The organism is Persicimonas caeni (genome assembly GCF_006517175.1).
Lineage (GTDB): Bacteria > Myxococcota_A > Bradymonadia > Bradymonadales > Bradymonadaceae > Persicimonas > Persicimonas caeni.
In genome coordinates, this window is sequence record NZ_CP041186.1 from 2576246 (window position 1) to 2599568 (window position 23323).

General features: G+C 62.3%; 20 protein-coding genes. 10 read left to right on the plus strand and 10 right to left on the minus strand.

Annotation, left to right across the window (positions count from 1 at the left end; all coding sequences use genetic code 11):
- The first annotated feature begins 157 nt into the window (after positions 1-157).
- Together FIV42_RS09520 and FIV42_RS09525 are read left to right on the plus strand one after the other, a co-directional pair.
- The gene (locus FIV42_RS09520; RefSeq protein ID WP_141197454.1) at positions 158-790 is read left to right on the plus strand and encodes a superoxide dismutase; all 633 of its coding nucleotides are present in this window, start codon (positions 158-160) and stop codon (positions 788-790) included.
- A 357-nt stretch (positions 791-1147) separates the two neighbouring features.
- Complete coding sequence (locus tag FIV42_RS09525) at positions 1148-1885, plus strand: DUF547 domain-containing protein (protein ID WP_141197455.1); 738 nt, start codon at positions 1148-1150, stop codon at positions 1883-1885.
- Between the two features lie 80 nt (positions 1886-1965).
- Here FIV42_RS09525 and FIV42_RS09530 read toward each other — a convergent pair whose 3' ends face one another.
- The 3 genes from FIV42_RS09530 to FIV42_RS09540 all read right to left on the minus strand — a co-directional run bounded on the left by FIV42_RS09530 (position 1966) and on the right by FIV42_RS09540 (position 5499).
- On the minus strand, positions 1966-3528 hold the full coding sequence (locus FIV42_RS09530) for a HEAT repeat domain-containing protein (RefSeq protein WP_141197456.1): 1563 nt from the start codon (positions 3526-3528) through the stop codon (positions 1966-1968).
- A gap of 11 nt (positions 3529-3539) precedes the next feature.
- Positions 3540-4508: an alpha/beta hydrolase gene (locus FIV42_RS09535; protein WP_141197457.1), complete on the minus strand. Its 969-nt coding sequence runs from the start codon at positions 4506-4508 to the stop codon at positions 3540-3542.
- Between the two features lie 85 nt (positions 4509-4593).
- A complete protein-coding gene (locus FIV42_RS09540; RefSeq protein WP_141197458.1) occupies positions 4594-5499 on the minus strand; it encodes a hypothetical protein in 906 nt (301 codons plus the stop codon).
- A gap of 193 nt (positions 5500-5692) precedes the next feature.
- On the opposite strand from FIV42_RS09540, the gene FIV42_RS09545 reads away from it, so the two are divergent.
- The 3 genes from FIV42_RS09545 to FIV42_RS31410 all read left to right on the plus strand — a co-directional run bounded on the left by FIV42_RS09545 (position 5693) and on the right by FIV42_RS31410 (position 6871).
- On the plus strand, positions 5693-5926 hold the full coding sequence (locus FIV42_RS09545) for an addiction module protein (protein ID WP_141197459.1): 234 nt from the start codon (positions 5693-5695) through the stop codon (positions 5924-5926).
- Positions 5919-6221 (plus strand): type II toxin-antitoxin system RelE/ParE family toxin, encoded by a 303-nt coding sequence (locus tag FIV42_RS09550; RefSeq protein WP_141197460.1) that lies wholly within the window; start codon positions 5919-5921, stop codon positions 6219-6221. The genes FIV42_RS09545 and FIV42_RS09550 overlap by 8 nt, the downstream gene beginning before the upstream one ends.
- A 245-nt stretch (positions 6222-6466) precedes the next feature.
- A complete protein-coding gene (locus tag FIV42_RS31410) occupies positions 6467-6871 on the plus strand; it encodes an AgmX/PglI C-terminal domain-containing protein (protein WP_168210527.1) in 405 nt (134 codons plus the stop codon).
- 107 nt (positions 6872-6978) lie between these two features.
- Here the strand turns inward: FIV42_RS31410 and FIV42_RS09560 are convergent, their stop codons facing one another.
- Complete coding sequence (locus tag FIV42_RS09560; RefSeq protein WP_141197462.1) at positions 6979-8295, minus strand: tetratricopeptide repeat protein; 1317 nt, start codon at positions 8293-8295, stop codon at positions 6979-6981.
- A gap of 136 nt (positions 8296-8431) precedes the next feature.
- Between FIV42_RS09560 and FIV42_RS09565 the strand changes: the two genes are divergently transcribed.
- Both FIV42_RS09565 and FIV42_RS09570 read left to right on the plus strand, forming a co-directional pair.
- Positions 8432-9760: an aminopeptidase P N-terminal domain-containing protein gene (locus FIV42_RS09565; protein WP_141197463.1), complete on the plus strand. Its 1329-nt coding sequence runs from the start codon at positions 8432-8434 to the stop codon at positions 9758-9760.
- Between the two features lie 136 nt (positions 9761-9896).
- On the plus strand, positions 9897-10472 hold the full coding sequence (locus tag FIV42_RS09570) for a DUF1129 domain-containing protein (protein ID WP_141197464.1): 576 nt from the start codon (positions 9897-9899) through the stop codon (positions 10470-10472).
- Between the two features lie 3 nt (positions 10473-10475).
- Here FIV42_RS09570 and FIV42_RS09575 read toward each other — a convergent pair whose 3' ends face one another.
- The 3 genes from FIV42_RS09575 to FIV42_RS09585 form a co-directional block, all read right to left on the minus strand.
- Entirely contained in the window at positions 10476-11429 is a 954-nt protein-coding gene (locus FIV42_RS09575) for a hypothetical protein (RefSeq protein ID WP_141197465.1), read from the minus strand.
- Positions 11430-11535: 106 nt separating this feature from the next.
- Complete coding sequence (gene dnaB / locus FIV42_RS09580) at positions 11536-12903, minus strand: replicative DNA helicase (RefSeq protein ID WP_141197466.1); 1368 nt, start codon at positions 12901-12903, stop codon at positions 11536-11538.
- Positions 12904-13107: 204 nt separating this feature from the next.
- Entirely contained in the window at positions 13108-14067 is a 960-nt protein-coding gene (locus tag FIV42_RS09585; RefSeq protein ID WP_141197467.1) for a DUF4388 domain-containing protein, read from the minus strand.
- Between the two features lie 147 nt (positions 14068-14214).
- On the opposite strand from FIV42_RS09585, the gene FIV42_RS09590 reads away from it, so the two are divergent.
- On the plus strand, positions 14215-14745 hold the full coding sequence (locus FIV42_RS09590) for a hypothetical protein (protein ID WP_141197468.1): 531 nt from the start codon (positions 14215-14217) through the stop codon (positions 14743-14745).
- On the opposite strand, the gene FIV42_RS09595 is transcribed toward FIV42_RS09590, so the two are convergent.
- On the minus strand, positions 14742-16562 hold the full coding sequence (locus FIV42_RS09595; protein WP_141197469.1) for an outer membrane beta-barrel protein: 1821 nt from the start codon (positions 16560-16562) through the stop codon (positions 14742-14744). The two genes, FIV42_RS09590 and FIV42_RS09595, sit on opposite strands and share 4 nt — an antisense overlap.
- Positions 16563-17123: 561 nt before the next feature.
- On the opposite strand from FIV42_RS09595, the gene hisC reads away from it, so the two are divergent.
- Positions 17124-18293 (plus strand): histidinol-phosphate transaminase, encoded by a 1170-nt coding sequence (gene hisC / locus FIV42_RS09600; protein WP_141197470.1) that lies wholly within the window; start codon positions 17124-17126, stop codon positions 18291-18293.
- A gap of 184 nt (positions 18294-18477) precedes the next feature.
- Here hisC and FIV42_RS09605 read toward each other — a convergent pair whose 3' ends face one another.
- On the minus strand, positions 18478-21096 hold the full coding sequence (locus FIV42_RS09605; RefSeq protein WP_141197471.1) for a M16 family metallopeptidase: 2619 nt from the start codon (positions 21094-21096) through the stop codon (positions 18478-18480).
- 188 nt (positions 21097-21284) lie between these two features.
- Between FIV42_RS09605 and FIV42_RS09610 the strand changes: the two genes are divergently transcribed.
- Entirely contained in the window at positions 21285-22055 is a 771-nt protein-coding gene (locus FIV42_RS09610; protein WP_141197472.1) for a polysaccharide deacetylase family protein, read from the plus strand.
- Between the two features lie 22 nt (positions 22056-22077).
- On the opposite strand, the gene FIV42_RS09615 is transcribed toward FIV42_RS09610, so the two are convergent.
- Entirely contained in the window at positions 22078-23295 is a 1218-nt protein-coding gene (locus FIV42_RS09615) for a serine/threonine-protein kinase (RefSeq protein ID WP_141197473.1), read from the minus strand.
- Positions 23296-23323: the final 28 nt, after the last annotated feature.

Sequence of the window (23323 nt, forward strand, 5' to 3'; positions counted from 1 at the left end):
AGAGGGATTGAGTCTGCCTTCAAGGGTAATACCCGGTCGAGGTGCGGCGCAATCTCACCATTTGGAGGCGTTCTAAACTGGACGCTTGACTCCCGCGATGTGTGTTTTATGTTTCGTGCACAATTTAGCTGCAACAAACTCAACTAGGAGGACTCATATGGCTCATTACGGCGAACATACTCTCCCTGATCTTCCCTACGCTTACGACGCTCTCGAGCCGTATATCGACGAGCAGACGATGCGTCTCCACCACGACAAGCACCACCAAGGATACGTCAACGGCTTGAACAAAGCCGAGCGTGACCTGGCCGAAGCACGCGAGTCGGGTGATTTCTCGAATATCCGCAACATCCAGCGTCGCCTGGCCTTCCACGGCTCGGGTCACATCAACCACAAGCTGTTCTGGCTGAACATGTGCTCGCCGGACGACTACAGCGATCCGATCGGCGACCTGGCCACCCAGATCGAGAAGGACTTCGGTAGCCTCGACAACCTCAAGGCGCAGTTCGGCGCGGCCGCCAAGGCCGTCGAGGGCAGCGGCTGGGGAAGCCTTGTGTGGCAGCCCGAGGGCGGCTACCTGACCACGGTGGCCTACGAGAACCACCAGAAGCAGTTCGTCAACGGTCAGATCCCGATTCTGCTTCTCGACGTGTGGGAGCACGCCTACTACCTCAAGTACCAGAACAACCGCGGCAAGTACGTGGACAACTTCTGGAACATCGTCAACTGGGACAACGTCGCGGGGAACTTCGACAAGGCGAAAGCCTACGAATTCCCGGTGAGCCTCTAAGGCACCCGGTTCGGCGCCTGGGCTTCTAGCCTTGGCTCTCAGATCACAAAAACCCCGCGAGGCTTGTGGCCTCGCGGGGTTTTTGTGTTGGTCGTTGGCAGGTTTGGTTGGATCAGCTCGCAAAATCGCGTTGCGACTGGTTATAACTGCCGATGAACAGCGCGGCGAAGACGGCCAGCACCAACACTGGCGCCACCACGAAAAAGAGCATTCCAAAGTCGATGGTCTCCATACGAACCACCCCCGATATGCTTTGAGTAGACTTCGTCGTGAGCTAAGCTGCTTTTTGAATCTTCCAACGTCTACACGCGTCTATTCGTGCAGAAGCTAACCGCTCGTCCTTCGAGGTAAAGCGCCATGAAACGCACCGCCGCCCTGCTCGCCGCCCTCGCCGTCTTGCTGCTCGCCCCTGCTGCGTTTGCAGAAGATGTCGTCGATACGAAGGACTGGGACGCCCTGTTGAGCAAGTACGTCGACGGAAAGGGCCAGGTCGACTATGCCGCCTGGCACAAGAGCGCGAAGGACCAAAAGCGCCTCGATCAGTTTTTGGAGAAGGTCGCCACGGCCAACCCCGATGCCCATCCGGCCAAGGCCCAGCTGGCGTTCTACATCAACGCCTACAACGCCACGGTCATCGACTCGGTGCTCGAGAAATGGCCGGTCAAGAGCGTGAGGAAAGAAAAGGGCTTCTTCAAGAGCGAAAAGCACCCGATTGCGCGCAAAGAGCGCACCCTCGATGAACTCGAGCACAAGCTCATTCGCCCGACCTTCAAAGAGCCTCGCATCCACTTCGTGCTGGTCTGCGCGGCCAAGAGCTGCCCGCGACTTCGCCAGGAGGCGATAACGGAGAAGAACGTCGACAAGACCCTCGAAGCCTCTGCACAGGAGTTCATCCCGGCGGCGACGAAAGCCAACGGCAAGACCGTGACCACCAGTCAATTGTTCAATTGGTTCGCCGACGACTTCAAATCAGACGCCGGCTCGGTGGAGGCGTATCTGGCAAAATACACGTCCGGAAAGACAAAGAAGGTACTCGAGTCGGGCGAGGCAAAGCTGGAGTTCTCGAATTACGACTGGGCGATCAACGAGCAATAGCGGGGGCCTTGCAGGCCAGGGGGGCCATCTATTTGGGCAATTAAGGATTTGGGGGTTGCGAATCGCCCGTTCCTTCCAACTCACAATCCTTCCCCTTCCTCACCCGTCTGCCCCGGCGCCACGCCGGCGTCGTACGCCAGCATCATGCCGGCCGCGCTCATCAACCTGAGCGCGTACAGGTCGGCGTAGAAATTCTTGCGGAAAAACTCCACGTTCGTCTTGGGAGCTGTGCGCACCAAGTGCTCCAGATACGCGTAGCGAATCTCGGGGCTGTCGACCTCGGCCAAAAGCGCGCGGCTCTTCTGGTCATCGGCAACTTTCACCAACAGCAGCGCCGCCAAGGCCGAGGCCTTCTCGTCTTTGCCCTTGGCGAGCTTGTAGAGCTGGTCCGACAACGGCTCGAGCGTCTGGGCGTCCTCTGTGGTGACGATGACGTCGCGCAAAAGCTCGAGCGTCGCCAGGCGCTGCTCCTCGTTGTCGAGTTGCTTCGACAGGTTCTTTGCCCATTCCCCGGGAAAACGTCGCGTTAGAATCTGAGCCAGACGCTTTTTGCTCTCGAAGTCCGTGCCGCGCATCGCCGCCATGAACGCCTTGGCGGTCGCTTGGTCGTGGTCGGCGAACAGCTCGATAGCTCGGTAACGCACCGGCTCGCGGGCGTCCTGCATGGCGATTTTGAGGCTGATGGCGGCGTCTTCCGACGGATTGGGCGCCAGGGCGGTGAGCACTTCGAGGGACTGCTCGACGTCGGCGTTGGTCAGGTACTTCTGGGCCTGCTTGACGTATTTGGTCTCGCCAGCAGCGACCAACCCGAGGGTCGCGGCTTTGACGAGCTCCTCGTCGATCTTTTTGGGCAGCACGAACTCACCGGTCTTCGAAACTTTGACCGACTCGAGGATCTTCTCGAAGTGCGGCACCGCCTCCTTGATCTGGGCGCGGCCCAAGATACGCGCTGCGCTCAAGCGCTTTTCGCGCTCGGCCGACTTGTCGCCCAGCGTCTCCAGAAGCGGCTCGGCGCGCTCGGTTTGGCCGGCGGCGACCAGCGCCTCGAGCGCAGCCGAGGCGAGCACCTCGTCATCGTGGTTGATCGAGCGGCCGATTTCGGGAAAGAGCGTGTTCTCCAGAAGCTTCGCCTTGCCCTCCTCTTGCGCCTTCTCCAGGCGGGCCAGCGGCCCCTCCTCGAAGGCCTGGCGGCGAAGAAAGGGATCCGTCGAGCGCAGCGCCCGGCTGGTGATCACCCGCTTGAGCGGCGGCGGACCATATTCGAGGACCGCGCTCAAGATCGCCTTCTTTTCAGCCACGCTCCCCTTGTTGAAGCTCGCCGTCGCCACCCTTCGGATGTCCTGGTAATCGTTGGCCAGAAGCACGCGCAGCGCCGCCACGCGCACCATCGGCGAGTCGCTCGAGTCGACGAGCTTTTCGGCGAACTCGTTGAGCTCGGGCTTTTTGATCATCTCGAAGACGCGCAACGTCTCGGCCTGCACGTACGGATCGCTGTCCAAGCCGACGCCGGTGTGCAGCACCCGCTGGACCTCTTGGCGCTCGGCTTCGCCGAACTTCTCTTCCTCGCAGCCCAGCAACCCCATGCCGAGCATGACGATGCCGGCGATGGCGCACGCCCTCTTGACGACTCCTGCCGATTTCATTGCCGGCCCTTTCATCCCTGGTCCTCTGCAGCAGTCTGTCGGTGTCGCTCCATCCAGCGCAGCATGCGCCGCACGATGTCGTCCCACGGCTCCTCGTTGAGAATCTCGTGGTAGAGCTTGGGAAAGATCTCCATCTCGCGGTCGCCGCTGCCCATCTTGTGGAAGACGTCTTCGGCACATTTCGGGTCGACGACTTCATCGCCGCCGGCGACCAAGAACAAAAACGACTGCTCGAGCTCGCCGGCGCGCTCCAAGAGCGTCTGCTGGGCGGCCTTCGCCTCGGTGAAGTAGCGCGCCGAGACGATCTTGAGGTCGAGCGGGTCGCTGTCGTACTTGTCGACGACGCGCTGAACATGGCTGATTTTGCTGCCGTCGAGCCCGTTGGGCATCGTGAACGACGGCCAGATCTTGCTCAACAGGTCGCCGGCGGCGGCCTTGATGGCCGGAACCTCCAGCGCGAAGCCGCAAAACGGACTGGTGACCACAAATCCGGTGATGTCGTCAGGCTGGGTCAGCGCGTACTGCAGCACGATGAGCCCGCCGTTGGAGTGACCGAAGCAAAACAGGTCGAGCTCGGGCCAGCGCGCACGGGCGTGCATCTTGAGCAGATCGTAGTCGCGCACGTAGTGCTCGAATCGCTGCACATGCGCCCGCTTGCCGGTGCTGCGGCCATGGCCGCGCGCGTCGATGGCGAGCACGGCATAGCCGGCCCGACACAACGCCCCGGCCACGTGATCGTAGCGCGAGGAGTGCTCGCCGAAGCCGTGCATCAGCGCGATGACTCCGCGCGTGGGCCCACCCTCGGGTTGCCACGATTGCCAAAAGATCTGCAGGCCGTCGAAGGCGTGCCAGAAACCCTCATCCTGCAGCACGCCGTCGTCATCGAGCGGCACCGCCGGCGCCAAATCCGAGAAATCGAGCGCCTCGATCTCCTCATCCGACAGATAGCCCGCCATCGCCTCAACCGTATCGACAGTCAATTGCGTTCCTTTGAATTAAATTTCGGTAGGTTCACCTACTCGGCGAGTTTAGCCCATGTAGGCGAAAACGTGAAGGTGTTGCGCGCTATTGGTCGACGCAATAGCGCACGTCGACCGCCTCGGCGGCGATCTCGGCGAGCGTAAAGCTCAAGTCGTCGGTGCACAGGTTCTCGAAGACGCCGTCGTCGCCGAACAGCGTGGCCGCCTCGAACAGGCGGTTGGCAGGATACGCAGCGCCGAGCGTGCTCTGGCACACCGGGCGCACCGGCTCGTCGGGGCCGAACTCGCGAGCCGACGGTGGCCCGGAGACGACCGCCAACGCCACGCCCTCGGAGCCGGGCGCGCCGTCGCGAATCGCATCGACGTAGCTGCTCACCTTGGTCAGTCGCCCGGCGTTGCGCACGCACTGGGTGCGAACGGCGCCCTCGCCGCCTAACTGCGCCCCCGACGAGCAGTCGTCTTCGTTCGAGAAGACGACCACGAGCAGACGCGCGTCGTCGCGCAAGAAGGCGCCGAGGTTCCCCGGACGCTCGACCACGCTTCGCTCGATGACCTCCAGCGCCTGCTGGCGCGGCTGCCCCGCCTCGCCCTGAACCACGTTACACGCAGCGATCTTCGTCCAATCACCGCCGTCATCCGAGCTGGCGATGGCCTGGACGTTCTGCTCGCAGCCGTCCGCGATCTGCCCCGGCGGCGCCAACCCCGGCGCAGCCGACGCGTCGGTCGTCACAACACCCACACGCACCGCCACACCACGCTCGACGAGCGTGTCGAGAAACTCCGGCAGCGCACTCGCCAGCCGCTCTTGCTCCCCTTCGACGTCCCCCGAATTGTCGACCACCATCAAAATATCGAGCTTGTCGGGCTGCTCGAATGCCTCACCACCGCGACACGCCTCCGGCAGCCCCGACTCGGGCGCGTACCCCGGGTTATCGTCGACGCAACCGGCGGCGAGGAGGCCCAAAAGCAAGGTTGTAGCGAGTCGTTTCATGGTTTGTTTCGGTTCAGGAGAGGTCTTCGCCGATCATAGACGTGCGAGCGTGCGAAAAATTTAGTGATCGTGCAATGCGCCCAGCTTCGTTGATTCGCCACGCCCAACGCGACCAACCGCGAAATGCAGCGACGCTTCCAAAATGTTATTATCTTTCGAAAGCGGCGCCACATGATGCCATGGAGCAGATCAAATGAGCACGCAACCCGTTCCAAATCCGCCTCCCGGCTTCGACAAGCTCTCCAAAGAAGAGCAAATCGAATACCTCCAAGAGCTGTGGAATCAGCTCTCTTCAGAAGAGTCCGAGGTGCCTGTGCCAGATTGGCACCGCGAGATTCTGCGCGAGCGCCTTGCCAATACAAATGACCAAGTCACGGAGTCATGGGCAACTGTCAAAGCACGGCTAGCAGGCAGATCACGTGGGTGATCTCACCGTCAAATTCGACCCGCGAGCCAGTCGCGACCTCGAGGCCGCCGTCGAATGGTACGATGTACACGGTGATGACCTCGGCGATCGCTTCATCGATGGGCTAGAAGAGTTGCTCGACCGCCTGACGAGCCACCCATCGCTTCACGCTCCGGTTGAAGGCGATGTGCGCCGTGCCCTCATTCGACAGTTCCCGTACGCCGTCTATTATCTGCCCAAACCGAACACCATTCGCGTTCTTGCCATTCTTCACACGAGCCGCCGCCCCGATTACTGGCAAAGCCGAGACAAATGAATCGTTCCCCGTCGTGGACCCAACTCGGAAGCCATTGATACCTTCGAGAACTATTTACCCACAATTAGGGGGGAAGGCGCCATCGCTTCAGTCTTAGAATGAGTACCTGACAGCCTGAGGAGCACGCCATGCGTCGCGACATACTGACTTTATCGACGAGCCTCTTGGCGGTATTTGTACTGTCAACGGCCGTGTCGCGTGCAGCGCAACCGCAGGCGTCATCGCCTGTCGTACTGCAGTGCGGGATGCGTACCACACAAACTTTGCGGTTGGCTCAAAAGTTCGAGTTTGGAAGCATCAAAGTCGACCGCCCTCCAAGATATGCCCCGCATCGACGAACGTCCGGCTACGAGCGGATTACGAGAAGGATATACGAGTCACATCGTTCTCGTTTTATCGACTGCTACGAATATGGCCTCCAGCAAGACCCATTTCTCTCGGGAACCGCGACTGTCAGGTACATGGTCGACAGCATTGGCATCGTCAGAAACGTGGACACCGTTGACGCGTCTCTATCGTCGCCGATCGTGGCCCGATGTATTGAGCAGGCAGTTAGGGACCTGACGTTTCCAGAGCCGCAGAATGGGACCGCCCCTTTGATAACCGACGCAACCTTCGAACTTGGGACCGAGTGCCCGCTAAACCGTTGACATAACGACACAATATCACGCAACCCCCTTTATCGAATCACGCCGCGCCTAACCTCCAAACTGCGTCGCAAAAGGCGCGACTACGCATGGGGCTATCAAAAGACGCCTCACCCCTCACGCCCCAACACCTCCAACATCCCGTCGATCTCCGCCCAATCGTCCTCCTCCACACGCCCCTCCAGGCGCGACCACGCACGACCGTCGAGCCACATCGGAAGCTGCTCCGGATGCGCTCGGGCGGCCTCGACGGCTTCACCAAGCACCGCCTTCGCCTCGTCGACACGCCCGAGCAACGCCAACGACAACGCCTTCGAGGCCAGGTAGGCCGGCTGGCCCGGCTCGAGTTCGAGCGCGCGCTCGACCGAGGCGAGCGCCTCGTCGTGGCGGCCGAATTGCTGCTGGACGCGACCTTGGACATGATGCGACTCGGGGTCGTCGTCGCTCAGCTCGACGGCGCGCTCGGCCTTCTGCCGGGCGAGCATCAAGTCGCCGATCAAGAGCGCCGCTTCAGCCATGCCGCGCGCGCTCGCTGCGCGCTCGCCGCGCAACTTCTCGGCCTGCTTGAAGGCGGCCATCGCCTCTTCGGCGCGGCCGAGCTCCAAAAAGACATGCCCGCGCACGATGAGCGCGTCGGCACAAAACGGGTCGACTTTTTCGGCCTCCGAGAGCGCCTCGAGCGCGTCCTGAAACTCGCCGAATTGCGCAAACCCGATGCCGAGCTCGACCCAGGCGTCGGCGTCGGCCTCGCCGAGCTCATAGAGGCGAAGCTGGGCCTTCAAGCCGCGGCGCTCCTCGCCGAGCTCGAACCACAGGTCGGCGCACGCCTCCCACAGGCCCAGCCGGTCCTTGGCGAGCTTGGCGGCGTACTCGAAGGCCTCGGCGGCCGCCCACAATTCGTCGCGGCCCATGTAGAGCTGGGCGAGCCGGATGGCCGGCTCGGGATCGCCGACGTCACCGTCGACGGCGCGCTGGTAGAACGCGATCGCCTCGTCCTCTTCGGCCAAGTCGAGCCACACGTCGGCGACGAACGCCAAGATCTCGGGGCGCTCGATCGCCTCGGCGTCGATCTGACGAAGCGCCTCTTTGGCGGCGTCGACTTCGCCTTCGAGCACACGCGCGTCGGCTAAAATCGCCATCAGCGCCGGGTCGTCGCCGTGCGCCTCGCGCGCTTTTTTGACCAGCCCACGCGCCTCGACCACGAGCTCGCGGCCGACCAACAGGCACGCATACGTCAGCACCGTGTCGTAGTCTTCGACGCCTCGGCGCGCGTAGCGCTCGTTGGCCAGCTTCAGCGCGCGCGAATAATCGTCCTGCTCGAGCGCCTTGAGCGTGGTCTTGTGCACCGAGTCGATGCCGCGCGGCATCAGCGCCTCGAGGCGTCGCAGCGCGGGGAGAGCAATCAGATTTCCTTCGAACTCAGCCATTTCGATCCTTGAACGCTTGCAGTCTGGACTCAAACTCCGTTAAGAAAAAGCCACGGAGATTGGAACGTGTGTCGGCTCCAAGGTGCACACGTGCCATGAACCCACAATCATTGACAACCTCATGTCTGGAAGACGCATGTATTCTTTCTCGCCCGAGACGTTCGCCGCCCGCCGCCGCGACTTCATGGAGCGCATCGGCCCCGACTCGGTGGCCATCCTTGTCGCAAACCCCGAGAGCACCCGCTCGCACGACACCAACTTCCCGTACCGGCCGTCGAGCGACATTCTGTACCTGACCGGCTTTCGCGAGCCGCAGACGGTCGTGGTGATCGCTCCGGGTCACGACGAAGGCGAGTTCGTGATGTTCGTGCGCGACCGCGACCCGAACAAAGAGCAGTGGGAGGGCCGCCGCGCCGGACCCGATGGCGCAAAGGCCCAATACGGCGCCGACGCCGCCTTTACGGTAGGCGAACTCGAAGAGAAGCTGCCCGAATTCTTGGAGGAGCGCGAGCAGCTCTTCTACACCCTGGGACGCAACGCCGAGTTCGACAAGCGCGTGACCCGCTGGGTCAACAAGCTTCGCCACCGTCGCAACAAGCCCTCGGGCGCGCCGGGCGCGCTCATCGATGCGCGTGATATCCTGCACGACATGCGCGTCAAGAAGAGCGACGAGGAGATCGAGCTGATGCGCCAGGCGGTCGACGTGACCGCCGAGGCCCACGTGCTCGCCATGAAGCACTGCCGGCCGGGCATCAAAGAGTACGAGCTGCAGGCGCTCATCGAGTACCACTTTCGCAAAAACGGCGCCGAGTTCCCCGCCTACACCAGCATCGTGGGCGCCGGGGACAACGCCACGATCTTGCACTACGTCGAAAACCGCGACGTCATCGACGACGGCGACGTCGTGCTCATCGATGCCGGCTGCGAACTCGGGTTTTACGCCGCCGACATCACCCGCAGCTTTCCCGCCTCGGGCAAGTTCACCTCGGCCCAGCGCGACCTGTACGACGCGGTGCTCGAAGCCCAGATCGCGGTGGTCGACCATATCGCCCCGGGCGTGCCGTACAACGAGCTGCAAGATATGGCCAAGCGCAAGCTGACCGAGTCGATGATCGACTTGAAGCTTCTGAGCGGCTCGGTCGACGAGCTCATCGAGGAAGAAAAGTACAAAAAGTACTATCCGCACAGCATCGGCCACTGGCTAGGCATCGACGTACACGACGTGGGCCCCTACCACGACACCGAAGGTTCTTGGCGTCCGCTCGAGCCCAACATGGTCTTGACCATCGAGCCGGGGCTGTACGTGCCCGAGAACGACGAAGACGCCCCCGAGGCGCTTCGAGGCGTGGGCGTGCGCATCGAGGACGATATCTTGGTGACCGAGGACGGCTACGAGAACTTGTCGAGCGCGTGTCCCAAGGCCACCGACGAGATCGAGGCGCTTGTGGGAACCGGCGCCGACTGACCCTCAACGCTTTGGTCTGAAAGCCCTAAGAGGGCGCAGAGACAGGCATTCTTGCCTTCTCTGCGCCCTCTTTTCGTTTGGCGTTTAAATTGTGGGCGTGGCGTTTGTTGATTTCTGCAACGGGAGGAACACCACGATGACCGAACGCAATGACGGAAGAGATTCGCAGCCCAACGACTGGTCTTCCGGGGATGCCCCTCCCCCCGAGACGCAAAGCTCTTTGCGCGGCGACGAGCCCAAGCCGGTGCCGCCCCACGAGCCCGACGCCACGCAGGCGCCGGGCCCGCAGGGCCCACGTGAGCCTCAAGGGGGCGAGTGGGACGCCGGCCACACCGTAGAGACCGAACCCGGCCACCGTGGCCACGACGCCCGCACGTGGAAGGAGGGCTTGGGCGAGCCGGACACCTATGAAGAGAGTCTCGATCGCCCTGTCGACGAGCCGCCGGCCCACCAGCGCAACACCAAGCCCAAGCTCGATAACTCGGACATCTTCGCCATCATCCTGTCGGCCTTTTTTCCAGGCGTCGGCCAGATGATGAATGGTCAGCAGACCAAGGGCATCGTCGTGTTGCTCGTGGCCATCGTGACCGGGTGCGGCGTGGGCCTGCTGTCGATCGCTTCTGCGCTCGACACCTATTGCCTGGTGATGGCGCAGAAGCGACGCGCAGTCGACGAATGGGAGTTTTTCCCGGATATTCGTCAGTGGTTCTAAGGGTCAGAGCGCCGCGTTGACTTCACTGCAGCAGTTGGTCTCCAGACACTGTTGCTCGGCGTCGGAGTCAGCAGTCTCGTCGCAGCCGTTGTTGGTGCTGCAAGTATCCAGCGCCTGGGCAGCCGTGCGGCATTCTTGGCTGACATCGCACTCGTCGAGGCAGCCATTAGCGCACTCGGCGCAAGCCTGCGGGTTCAAGCCGCCCTGGCAATCGGCGCTCTGGAAGCACTGCAGTTCACAGGAGTTCATGCACTGCATGTAGGGGCAGCACACGCCGCCGTCAGCGCACCAGTCAGCGCTACACTGCTGGGTGTTGTTGTTCGAGGTGTTATTGTTCGACGTATTGTTGCTCGAGCTCTGCTCGTTGCAGAACAGGTCGCCCGCTTTGGCGTACACGACCACGTCGAAACTTCCATCGAGCGTCCAGGTCGAGTTGCCACTTTCGGCGGCGAGCACGACATTGTTGAACGAGCCTCTGGCATGCTCACCAACAGCGCGCGGGCAGCTATCGAGCGTGATGGTGCCCGACCCAGTGCTCATAAACGCGTTGCCCTGCGCAGCACTCACGATCGACACGAAGGTGGTTTCGATATCCGCCTGCGGCGTGAAATCGCCAGGGGCTTTCTGTGACTCGGTCGTCGCGATCATCGCCGTGACCGCCGTGCCGTCGGCGCTGGTCAAATTAATCTGCAGATTGCTGTCGGCGATCGACGCTCCCCAGCTGCCCTCTCCGGCCTTGCTGTCCGCCTGCTCGCCCTCGAGTTGCTGGTTGCCGCCTTCTGTCTCGACCTGCGCGCTAAAGCTGCTCGTATCCGACGAGCCGTCGTTATTCGACCCACCGTTATTCGAGCCTCCACCGCCGCCGCCGTTGTCATCGCCGCAGCCCCACGCCCCCGCAAGCGCCAGACAACTCACACACAATACCGTCTTCCATCCAATCGTCTTCAACACAGTCATTTCCTTCTGAGTTAGGTTCAGTTCCAAGAGCGTGCGAGGAATCGCACGTTTGTCTACATGTGCAGCTGCGTGGTGTGAGACGACAGACGACGCCGGTTATTCAAATCTACATCTCCATATCGGGCGCGAGGTTCTCGAAGCGGGTGATTGGCCCGAAGAAGCGCAGCTTGACCGTACCGATCGAGCCGTTGCGGTGCTTGCCCAAGATGATCTCGGCAACCCCCTTTTCCTCGGTGTCCGGATTGTAGACCTCATCGCGATAAATGAACGTGATGATGTCTGCATCTTGCTCGATCGCGCCCGATTCACGAAGGTCACTCATCATCGGCCGCTTGTCGGCACGCTGCTCGACGCCACGGTTGAGCTGGGCGAGCGCGATGACCGGGATGTCGAGTTCCTTGGCGACCGCCTTGAGGTTACGCGAGATCTCGGAGATCTCTTGTTCGCGGCTGCCGTTGCCGCCCGAGCCCTTCATCAACTGGAGGTAATCGATGAAGACGATGCCGATATCGTGCTCGGCCTTGAGGCGGCGGCACTTGGAGCGAAACTCCATGATCGGCAGGGCGGGCGTGTCGTCCAAAAAGATCTTCGCCTCGCTCAAAGCGCCGGCCGCTTTGATGAGCCGCGCCCACTCTTGCTCGGTCATATTGCCGCGACGAAGCTTCGACTGGTCGACGCGGGCCTGGCTGCACAACATACGAATGGCCAGCTGCTCGTTCGACATCTCGAGGCTGAAGAACGCCGCCGGGGTGTTGCGCTCGACCGCCGAGTGGGTGGCCATGTTCAGGGTGAACGAGGTCTTACCCATCGCAGGACGGGCGGCGACGATGATCAGGTCGCTTCGCTGCCAGCCGGCGGTGATATCGTCGAGGTCGACGAATCCGCTGGGCACACCGGTGATGTGCTCACTTTTGTTGTAGAGCGCCTCGATCTGGGTGAACGCGCGCTGGATGACCTCGCGCATCGAGGCGTAGTCTTTCTTCTGGCCGTCCTGGGTGATGGCGAACAGCTTGCGCTCGACATCGTCCATGAACTCTTCGACGTCAGCCACGTCGCCGTAGGCGTCGTTGACGAGCGCGTCGGCGGTGCTGATAAAGCGTCGAAGCGCCGACTTTCGGCGCACGATCTGGGCGTATTGGCCCACGTTGGCCGCCGAAGGCACCGCGTTGGACAGGCGTGCCAGATAGCTCGCCCCGCCGGCGGCCTCGAGCCGATCGTCGGCCTGCAGGTGGTCGGCCAGGGTGATGACGTCGACCGGCTCATCGCGCCGATGCAGATCGGTCATCGCCCGGTAAATGTGGCGGTGCTGCTCGCGGTAGAAGTCCTCGACGTCCACCTGGCTCATCATCTCGTCGAGCACGCGGTTGTCCAACAAGATCGCGCCGAGCATGCTTCGCTCGGCGTCCTCGTTGTGCGGGGGGACGCGAATCGTCTCATCGACGGGCGGGCGGGTCGGCGTCGGCGACGAGGTCATGGGGACTCCGGTTCAGCAAAAGAGCGAGAGAGCGAAAAAGCAAAGGAGCAAAAGAGAAAGGAGCAAAAGAGAAAGGAGCAAAAAGCAAAAAAGCAAAAGAGCTGGGTGACAAGAGCACACTTCGTTGCTCTCTCGCTCTTTTGCTTCTTCGCTCTTTTGCTTCTTCGCTCTTTTACTTCTTCGCTCTTTTACTTTTTCGCTGCCTTATTCGACGTGCATGTAGTCGTTGCGAATCAGGTACACGATATCCTGCATCGTCTCGAGGTCGCTCGCCAGGCTCTTGTTGAGCACCTTGGAGACCGAGCCGTAGTTGAAGACGAGCTGGATGGTGTCCAGAAGCTCGGGCGTCAGGCTGCGCAGCGGCGGCACCAGCGGGCGGTTGATCACCAACTCCGAGGTCAGCTCGGGCACGTCGTCACCCAAGTTCATGATCTCGTCGAGTTGGCGCATGCCCTCCATCAACAAGTTCTCGATCGACTCGTCGATCTCTTCGTCGAAGGTCTCGTCGGTGGGCTGCTCGAGCGAGAACGTGCCGGTCTTCCACGCCAGAACCCGGTAGAACGCCTTGTAGGGCGAAATGTCCGGGTCGTCGTTGATCGTGGCGTAGAAGATGCGACCTTCGCGCAAGTAGATCTTGGCGGTGTCGTTCTCCGTGCGAATGACGAGCACTCCCGACTTGCGACTGGTCGAGAAGAGCTGCAGCAGGTCGGGTAGCGGCACTTCCTCGATGAGCCCGGAGATCGATCCGGTCAAGGTGGCCCCGGTGGTGCGGGTGGCCGGCCCTGCCTGCTGGCGCTGTTGCTCCATGCTGGGCGCGCCCATGCCCGGAGAGCCGCCGTCTTCGGCGACCTGCTCACGGTGGACGAGCTTGATGATATTTGTACCGATGAGAACCCGATCGCCCTCTTTGAGGCGCGATTTGGTGATCTTCTCACCGTTGACGAAAGTCCCGTTGGTGCTGCCGAAATCTTCGATCTCAAGGGCACCATTCTTGGCGCTGATCCTCGCATGTTTGCGAGAGACCATGTCCTCGACAAGGACCATATCGAGATCACTCGATCGGCCGATCAGGATCTCCGAGCCTTGCTCGAGCGGGAACTCTCCCCCCTGATACTTGCCTGAGATGAATTTCAGGACGTACTGGCCGGCTTGCTGTTGACTCAATTTAACCTCTCCTCAACCACGAGAATCGAGGAATGAGCTGGGTATAACTTTTGAAAATAGCTTAGTTGATAAGCACTGTGGTACGCGTTGGTATCGACCAAACACGTTACGCAATGGCCTAGGAAGCGTCAAGATTATCCCCGCATAATGAACGATCTGCTCGTACATCTGGGCGAGGCTGGTGGTCTATCGGCACCAACGGCCCAACTTATTGCCGCCATCTTGGCCATTTTGCTGATCATGGTAGGTGCCGTCTTACTGATTATCACATTATTCGGCAAGTGGGCACGTGCAATTGAGAACGAAACCGACAGCCGCCTTCTGCCCACGCTGGCCGAGGACGTACTCGATGCCGACCTGCAGCGCATCTACCGAAAGTCGCTGATGCTCGACGACCAGATCGCCGAGTGCTTCCCGACGATCGCTTCTGCGACGGGAACCGAACTCGGCCGCAAGGCCCGCAAGTTTGTGGTCGGGTTACAGGCGACGCGCTTTGCGGCCGCCCAAGGACTGCAGAGCAGACGAGGCGAGCCGTCCGACATGGAGGCTCGCCTCGAAAGAGTGGGCGCTGTGATCGAAGAAGCCCTCGAGCGCTTGGGCGTCGAGGGCTCGGCCCCGAGCTCGCCGGCCGAAGCCAGGCAGATGCTCGAGGCACTCTCCGAGAAGCTTCGGGCCTAGAAGAAGATCAGCAGGTTGACACCGAACTGCGAAGTCTCGGCTTCGTACTGACCGTCGACGGTGCGACCGTTGCCGGTGTCGTCGAATCCGTAGGCGCTGTACAGGTAGCGCGCGCTCAGCCCGATGTCGTCGACACGCGCATCGACACCCAAGCCCAGGCGAAGCGAGGCGCCCACCGAAGCCATGTCGGCTTCGCTGTCCGACAGACCGTGCACACCCACGCCGACCAGGCCGTAGGGCGAGAAGGCACCGATGCGCGGCTGCAGGCGCACATCACCACTGACACCGAACAGGCTGACGTCGCGGTCCGGGTTGGCCGGCTCGTAGCCACCGGCGTGCACGCCCATCTCGGCCGAGAAGAGCTGGCCCTTGGCACCCAGACCCAGGTTGAAGTCGGTGCCCGACATCGTCCCGCCGTCGAGCGTGGCGGCGTCCAGACCGCTCAGGCCCACACCCAGGGTCAGGTACGGGTCGGCCACCGGCGCCGGGTCGCGAGCCTCGGAGCGATCACGCACCGCACCCGAGGCCGTGCCTCCGGCGCTTCGGCGACGCCGGCTGGTACGACGCTCTTCGTAGTAATCGTCGTCGTAGTAGTCGTCATCGTAGTAGTCGTCGTCGCGGTAATTACCGTTGCCGTGGTCGTGGTAGTGATCGTTGTAGGTGTTGTGCTCGTCGTGGTCCACGTAGGTGTCGCCACCACGGTCGTGGCTGTGACCGCGGTCGCGGTTCGGGTGGCCGCGGCGACGGTCGCGTCGGTCTCGGTCGCGGGCACGCTCACGGCGATCTTTCTCCCGCTCGCGGGCACGTTCGCGACGGTCCTTGTCGCGCTCACGCTCGGCGCGGCGGCGCTCCTTCTCACGCTCGCGGCGGGCCTTGTCGCGCTCACGCTCTCGCTCACGACGCTCCTTGGCACGCTCGCGCTCGGCGCGGCGGCGCTCCTTCTCCCACTCTTTTTGGCGATCCTTGTCGAAGTCTCGCCCACGCCGACGCGTCTTGTCGGGGCGGTTGTTGCGCGGGTTCTTGGTCTTGTCGCGGTCGGCGCGCCCGTTGTTGGGGTGGCCAGGCTGCTTGTGGTGGCCACGACCGCGCTTGTTGCTCTCGTCGTGGTTGTCGTGGCCGCGACGCGGCTGCTTCTTGGCGCGCTCTTTGCGCCCGTTGCCGCGCGGGTCGACCGGGTTTCGCCGGTAGACGTCGTCGCGCGTCTTCGGCCGACGCGGGTTGGTCGTCGGGTTGCGCCGCGGCGTCTTGTCGCGTCGCGCCCGCTCGTGGTCGTCGTTGGCACGCGGGCTGCGCCGCGGCGTCTTGTCGGGTTTCGCGCGGTCGTTGCGCTCGTTGCGCCGCTTGTCCACGCGCGGGCTGCGCCGCGGCGTCTTGTCGGGGCGACTCTTGCGCTCCCGCTCGCGGCGCGCGCTCGAGTTCAGGTCGACGTCGTTTCGGCCGATGTCGACGTTCGAGTTGCGCTGGCTGCCGTTGACGTTGCCACGCTCCTGGCGCCGCGGCGTCTTCGTGCGGCTCGTTCCGCGCCGGCGCGGGGTCTTGGCGGTCGGCCGCGACGTGGTCTCGCTGCGCCGCGGCGTCTTCGCCTTGCTCGACCCACGGGGGCGGCGGGTGCGCGAGCGGCGGCGACGCTTTTTGTCATCGTCGTCATCGTCGTCGTCGGCTTTGTCCCGACGCTTGCTCTTGTCGTCCGAACGGCTCCGGTTCTTCTTGGCAAAGGGGTTCGCCTCCGCGCGCTGCTCCATCGAGGAGAGGACCACAGGAAGTGCGATCGTCAGCGCCAACACAAAGGCCAATATTTTCGAGATGCGCGCGGTCATGGCTCTTCTCCATGCAAAAGTTCGCGATTCACCCACTTGGACAGACTACATCATGAAATATTCAATTCGTAATGAACTTCTCGAAAGCCGCCCCTCAACCACGCCTCGGATGCCCTAAGCCCACTCCACACAGGTGGAGCACCCATACTCCAACCGGAGCAGACACTATCCAGCCGCAAGCAGTCACCGATAGGCGCGCCCTAAACAAAAACTGCATTTCGTCAACCGTTTGGAGGCATTTCGACCGATCGGTCGGTGATGGCGTCAATCTTGCACTTTCCACCTCACCGGCACGCGCCTGGCCGGGCCGCCCGTGGTGGCCTCGAAAAGTTGCGCCGGCGTCAGAGTCCGTTACAGTGGCCCCTGACGCGTATTGACCATCTTGACGCAGTAGGTTCGCTATGCGATTGTCCGCACCTTTTGTGCTGTAGCGCGCGGTGTGGAGCTCCATCGACCAACTTGCGGGAACCCTTGCGCTGCACCGAATCTGCGAAGTAATGGCTGTGTGCCGCCCCTGTGACGGCGGCTGAGAAGATTCGGCCAGATTGTACTGAGGAAGTTATGTCGAATTTGAACTACAGGCTTCGCCCGGACTTCATGAATCGCTCCGAGGAGCGCTCCTTGGAGCTACGCGAAGTGGTCAACCGGCAGGCGATCGACGTCGCCCCGGCCGTCCGCGCGCTCACCCCTTACGAAGCCGTTACCAGCCAGTCTGCCATCGAGGCGCGCCCTGACGGTGAGACGACCTTCAAACTCGACTGGAACGAGGCGACCATCGCCCCGAGTCCCCGCGTCAACGAGGCCATCCAGGCCTACCTGAGCGGCAACCGAGATCTGAACTGGTATCCCCAACTGGGCAGCAAGGACCTTTTGGGCGCTCTGGAAGGCTACACCGGCCTCTCCTCGGAGCACCTGATGGCATCCAACGGCAGCGACGACGCGCTGCAGCTCATCTGCAACACGTTTTTGTCCGAAGGCGACGAGGTCGTCGCTCCGGTGCCGACCTACAACCACTTCGTGGTGTTCGCGCAGAGCCGCGGCGCCAAGATCACCAAGGTCCAGGGCGACTCCCCGTTCGACAAGAACCTCGAGGGCATTTACGAGGCGATGTCGCCCGACACGCGCATCCTGTACCTGGTCAGCCCGAACAACCCCACCGGCAAGGTGCTCGATCCCGAGGACGTCGAGGGGCTGTGCCGCGCCTACCCGCGCACGCTGGTCATCCTCGACGAGGCCTACTTCGAGTTCGCCCAGACCACCGGCATCGAGTTGGTGCGCGAGTACCCGAACCTGATCGTCACGCGCACCTTCTCGAAGGCATTCGGCCTGGCCGGCCTTCGCGTGGGTTATTTGGCCGCCGACCCCGACCTCGTCGAGGGCCTGAGCCGTATCTACAACCCCAAGAGCGTCAACGCGCTGGGCCAAGTCGGCGCCATCGCCGCACTGAACGATCTCGACTACCTCAATGACTTTCTGGCCGAAGTCGAAGAGTCCAAGGAGTTGCTGCGCGACTTCTTCGCCTCCAAGAATGCCGAGGCCTACATCACCCCGGCCAACTTCGTGGTCGTGCGCGTCCCACAGATCTCCGACACGCTCGGCCAACTCGAGCAGCGCGGCGTCTACGTGCGCGACCGCTCGAGCTACCCCGGCCTCGAGGGCTGCTTGCGCATGAGCGTGGGCACCGTCGAGCAGACCGAGTGCCTGCTCGAGCGCCTGGAAGAAGTCTTCTAGAAAACCAACATGGCTTAATAGAACGACCCCCAAATTGTAGTTTGTCTGCCCAAATAGAACGCTATTTGAGCGAACAAACTACGATTTGAGGGTCGTTTTTGTGGCGCCTCGGTTGTTGAACGCTATTTGAGCAAACAGACGACAATTTGAGGGTCGTTTTTTTGTGGCGTTGTCCTTGGGAGCGTTATTCTTCCAAGACCCGCGTCAACAGGTCGTCGGGCACCTCACACGCCTCCGGTTTGACGATCGACACGAGCATGCGCTCCGGGTCGAGGTACGCGTCGACCACACGCTCGACGTCGGCGACCTCGATCGCCTCGATGCGCTCGCCGTAGTCGAGCGAGCGCTTGTAGCCCAGCCCGTACAACTCATCCAAACCGACGCTGAGCGAACGCGCCGAGTTCTTCTGCAGGCCGATGTCGTGGCTGCCGGCCAGGTAACGCTTGGCGCGGGCGACTTCGTCTTCGGTGATCGTGCCGTCGTGAAGCTTTCGAACCTCACGCACGATGCCCTCGACGGCCTGCTCGATCTTCTCGGGGCTGGTGCCGATCGTGATGACGAAGGCGCTCGTATCCAGCCCGAAGACCATGCGCGCCCCGACGCTGTAGGCGAGGCTTTGCTTGTCGCGAAGCTCGTAGAACAGCCGGCCGCCCTGCCCCGACAAGATCGCGTAGAGCACTTCCAAGGGGTATTTGTCGTCGTGGTCGAGCGACGGGGTCTGGAAGCCGCAGATGATATGCGCCTGCTCCTTTTCGAGGTCGCTCACCACCAGTTGCGCCTTGTTCAACTCGCCGGGCTCCGGGATCTCGGGCGCGAGTGACTCGCCGGTGTCGTGGCCGCTGAAGTAGCGCTCGGCGAGTTGCTCGACGAGTTCGCTGTCGATGTCGCCCACCACAACCAGCACCATGTCCTGCGGATTGATCAGGCTCTTGTAGTAGGCGCGCACGTCGTCGGCCGACAGCGCCTCGATCGACGCTTCAGAGCCGTCCGACGGCATGCTGTAGGGGTGCGGAGCAAAGAAGCCCGCGCAAAACTGCTCGTAGTTGACCGCGCCGAGCTTGTCGCGTCGGCTGCGGATATACTCGAGCTGCAGGCGCTTTTCGCGCTCGAACTCGTCATCGGGGATCGTCGACTCGAGCAGACAGCCGGCGAACAGCTCGAAGCTCCGCTCGAAGAATTGGCTCAACCCCGACATCGACAGGCCAAAGGAGTTGCGGCCGGCCAAGCCTTTGAGCGACCCGGCCATCGACTCGACGCGGTGGGCGATCTCCTCGGCGCTCCAGTTGAGCGTCCCCTTGTCGACGAGCTCACTCAGCAGGCTGTTGATGCCGTTGTTGTCGACGTTTTCGTAGCGAAGCCCGCCCAGGCACAACGCGCGCGCCGAGAAAGTCTCGACGCTGTGATCTTCCTGGATGACCAGCGTCGGGCCCCCCGGAAGCTTCACACGCGCAAAGCCCTCTTCGTCGAGCTCGACGCGCTCTTTGACGTGCTCGCTTTCGGAGGCTTCACGCGCCTTGCGGGTCGTCTCTTCGAGTTCATCGACGGTCACTTCGCCGTGCATCTCCGGATGACTCAACACCACCGTGCAATTGTCCGGCGTCAGATACTCGCGGGCCACGCGCCGAATATCTTCGGGGGTGACCTGGGCGAGCGCCTCGTAATAGACCTGCTCGTACTGGGGGTCGCCGGTGACCATCTGGTAGCGCCCGACCTTCATCGCCAGGCCTTGGACGGTCTGCTTGCCGTAGATTTCCTGGCTTTCGATGATCGTTCGCGCCCGCTCCAGGTCGACCAGGCTCGGGCGTACATCACGGAAGCGGAAGACTTCCTTCATGATCGCGCCCAGCACGTCGGTGTCCGATCGTCCCTCCTCGGGCAGCTGGTACTGCGCCGAGACCATGAACAGACCGGCATCTTTGGGGGTGTACGCTCCCGAGTAGATCGAATTGACCAGCTGCTGCTCGCGCTGGATCGTCTGGAACAGGTGCGAGGAGTCTCCGTAACCCAAGATCGCCCCCAAAAGATCGAGCGCGGGGATATCGTCGTGGGTCGCGTGCGGGATATGAAACCCGACGCGAAGATGCGCCTGATTGATGTCGTCGCCGGCCGCCCATCCGCGAAACTCGGTCTGCTTGGGCTCGGGAGCCCGCTCACGCGGGGTGTACCCGCCGTTTTCGAACCCGCCGAAGTACTTCTCGACGAGATCTTTGGCCTCGTCGATCTCGAAGTCCCCCACAAGCACCAGCGCCATATTCTCGGGCACGTAGTGCTTGTGGAAGAAGTCGAGCACGTCGTCGCGCCCAAACGAGTCGACCGACTCGCTGGTGCCGATGACCGGCAGCCGATACGGGTGCTCGGCGTAGGCCGTCTCGAACAGCTTGAGGCTCGCTTCGCGCGACGGGTTGTCTTTGCCGCGCTTGATCTCCTCTTGGATGACCTCCAGTTCGCGCTCCAGCTCGTCGGCGTCGAACGAGGAGTTCTGGATGGCGTCGGCCAGAATATCGAGGCCGGTCTCGAAGTACCGGCTGCTCATGACCACGTAATAGCAGGTCTGATCGAAGGAGGTGAACGCGTTGATGTGGCCGCCGGCGGCCTCCACCTCACGGGCCAGCTCGCCGACCTGGCGGTTGTCGGTGCCTTTGAAGAGCATGTGCTCGTGCACGTGGGCCAGGCCCGCCTCTTCGGGCTCCTCGTCGGCACTACCCACGCCAACCCACACGTTGCAGGCGACGACCGGCGCGGCCGCCGCACGGTGCAACAGCACCTTCATTCCGTTATCCAGTTCATAGCGAGTCAATTCCACGCGAGCTCTCCTTGTTCACTTTATGAGCAGCCGACATCCGGGCGCCGGATCGGCAGTTTGCAAAACGACGTTGTTGCAATATTGAACACCTAGGTGGACTTGGCAATGTCAACAACCGTCCTTAGCTTTCCACCGTTCGTTTTCTGACCCGCGCCCATTCTCTGAACCGTCACCAGCTCTCCAAGCTCATGCCCCAGTTGCCAACCGCGTATATCGACCGGCTGTACTCGCCCCCTCCTCGGCGTGCGCGAGATGGCATGGGCGTCGACGCGTTGGCCAGCCTGGTCGAAGCACTTGCCGACGCTGACGTCCACGCGCCGGCGGTGACCTCTCTGATGCGCGGAAAATTGTCGTTCGACGACGCCCCGTCGGCGCTCTTCGTGCTCGCCGACTGTCGCCTGCAGGCGCTGGCCGACTGGGCCGGCTCGCTGGCGGCGGCGACCTACACATCGATCGTCGGCTGCTCGCTCGCCGATATAGGCACAACGGGCTATCCGGACGCCAAAGACGCCCCGTTGTTGACCGGTCACGGCATGGTACTCGCCAGCCGCGGCGTCAGCGGAACCCCCCTGGTCGGCATGTCGCTTCAATCGCTTCGCGCCGAGCTCGAACGGAGCCGCCACGAGCTATCGGAGATGGCCGGTTATGGCGTGCGCATTCTCATGCCGGCGCCCTCGACGCTCGGCACGGCCGTCGACGGCCTCGTCCTCGAGGAAGCTCGACGCGCCGGCTACAAGCTGGTGCTTAGCCCCGGAAGGTCGGTTACCGAGCTCACCGAGCGCCCCACAAATGGCGCCGATCCCGTCCAAACGCTCCAATACCGCACCGTGCGTACCGACGACTCACCCGAGCACCTGCGCGACTGGATCTTGGGCAAAGGTCTGTCGCGCCAAGTTGCCCAGGTACGCGATCTGGTCAACCGGCCGCGCCGCATCTTGTCGCGGTTTGGTATCGAGTGATCGGGGGCCGGCAGGGCTTCCACTATTGCTTCTGGAAAAACGGCTCGATCAATCCCGGCGCCACCATATACAGAAGCGCGAGCAACAGGATAAAGAGCAACAAGGCCAAGCCAACCACCACCGTCGTGGGCGCCACGACCGGCTCGTCGCCGAAGAAAGCGCGCGCAAACCGCTCGAAGAGCCCCATGTCCTCGCGCTTCTTCTTGCGATACTCCCACTCGCCCGTCTCCAGGTCGAACTCCCGATCGAAATAGGGTTTTGAATCGGGCCAGTCGCCGTCTCGAAGCTCGTAGCCCTCGGCCGTGGGCTCATACACATCGGTGCGTCCATTTTGGCGCAGCCGACGCGAGATCACTTCCAACCGGTCGCGCACCTGCTGGGCGCTCTCGGGTCGATGTTGCGGGAGCTTCTCGAGCAGCGTGTACGTCAGGTCGAGCAGCTCGGGCGGCACTGGCACATTGATCCGCTCTTCGAGGCGAGGCACCTCTTCGAACTTGTGGGCGCGCATCAACTCCAAATCGTTGTCGGCGGTAAAAGGGGCCTCGCCGCACAACGCTGTGTAGAGGAGCACGCCCAAGCTGTAGAGATCGCTTCGCGGCGTGGGTGGGCGCTCGTCGATCAGCTCGGGCGCGATGATGCCGGGGGTGCCGGGAACCTGGCCGCTTCGGGTCAGATTGAGGTCTCGCGAAAGCAACTTGGCGACCCCGAAGTCCAAGATCTTGATATGCAGCCGCTCGTCTTTGTGGCGCGACAGCATGATATTGTCGAACTTGAGATCGCGGTGGATGATACCGGCGTCGTGCGCCTCCATGAGCGCGTCACAAGTCTGGATGAGCACATCCAAGATCTCGGGCAAGCTCAACTCCCCGGTCTTGAGCGCCTGGCGGAAGGTTTGCCCCTCGACGTACTCCATGGCCAGGTAGGTCAGCCCGCCGGCGTCTCGGCCGGCGTCGATCAACGAGACGACATGGGGATGGCGCAGCGAGGCGACGACCTCGATCTCTTGGGAGAATCGTTGGACCAAGTCGGTCTCGTTGGACAACGTCGGACGCAAGATCTTGACGGCGATCTTGCGGTTGACGCTCAGCTGCACCGCCTCGAACACAATGCCCATCCCGCCGCGCGAGAGCACCTCGACGAGCCGATAGCGCCCATCGAGCACACGCCCGACCAACGACTGGGGCGCGTCGAGCGGCTGGGTGCCGTGGCGCTTCTTTTTGGCTTGAGGTCGGGTGGTCATCCCAAACAACTCCACCGGCCATCGCCGG

Coding starts and splice junctions, on each gene's coding strand:
- FIV42_RS09520 (WP_141197454.1), top strand. CDS start 158: ATGGCTCATTACGGCGAACATACTCTCCCTGATCTTCCCTACGCTTAC.
- FIV42_RS09525 (WP_141197455.1), top strand. CDS start 1,148: ATGAAACGCACCGCCGCCCTGCTCGCCGCCCTCGCCGTCTTGCTGCTC.
- FIV42_RS09530 (WP_141197456.1), bottom strand. CDS start 3,528: ATGAAATCGGCAGGAGTCGTCAAGAGGGCGTGCGCCATCGCCGGCATC.
- FIV42_RS09540 (WP_141197458.1), bottom strand. CDS start 5,499: ATGAAACGACTCGCTACAACCTTGCTTTTGGGCCTCCTCGCCGCCGGT.
- FIV42_RS09545 (WP_141197459.1), top strand. CDS start 5,693: ATGAGCACGCAACCCGTTCCAAATCCGCCTCCCGGCTTCGACAAGCTC.
- FIV42_RS31410 (WP_168210527.1), top strand. CDS start 6,467: ATGCGTACCACACAAACTTTGCGGTTGGCTCAAAAGTTCGAGTTTGGA.
- FIV42_RS09560 (WP_141197462.1), bottom strand. CDS start 8,295: ATGGCTGAGTTCGAAGGAAATCTGATTGCTCTCCCCGCGCTGCGACGC.
- FIV42_RS09565 (WP_141197463.1), top strand. CDS start 8,432: ATGTATTCTTTCTCGCCCGAGACGTTCGCCGCCCGCCGCCGCGACTTC.
- FIV42_RS09570 (WP_141197464.1), top strand. CDS start 9,897: ATGACCGAACGCAATGACGGAAGAGATTCGCAGCCCAACGACTGGTCT.
- FIV42_RS09575 (WP_141197465.1), bottom strand. CDS start 11,429: ATGACTGTGTTGAAGACGATTGGATGGAAGACGGTATTGTGTGTGAGT.
- dnaB (WP_141197466.1), bottom strand. CDS start 12,903: ATGACCTCGTCGCCGACGCCGACCCGCCCGCCCGTCGATGAGACGATT.
- FIV42_RS09590 (WP_141197468.1), top strand. CDS start 14,215: ATGAACGATCTGCTCGTACATCTGGGCGAGGCTGGTGGTCTATCGGCA.
- FIV42_RS09595 (WP_141197469.1), bottom strand. CDS start 16,562: ATGACCGCGCGCATCTCGAAAATATTGGCCTTTGTGTTGGCGCTGACG.
- hisC (WP_141197470.1), top strand. CDS start 17,124: ATGTCGAATTTGAACTACAGGCTTCGCCCGGACTTCATGAATCGCTCC.
- FIV42_RS09610 (WP_141197472.1), top strand. CDS start 21,285: ATGCCCCAGTTGCCAACCGCGTATATCGACCGGCTGTACTCGCCCCCT.
- FIV42_RS09615 (WP_141197473.1), bottom strand. CDS start 23,295: ATGACCACCCGACCTCAAGCCAAAAAGAAGCGCCACGGCACCCAGCCG.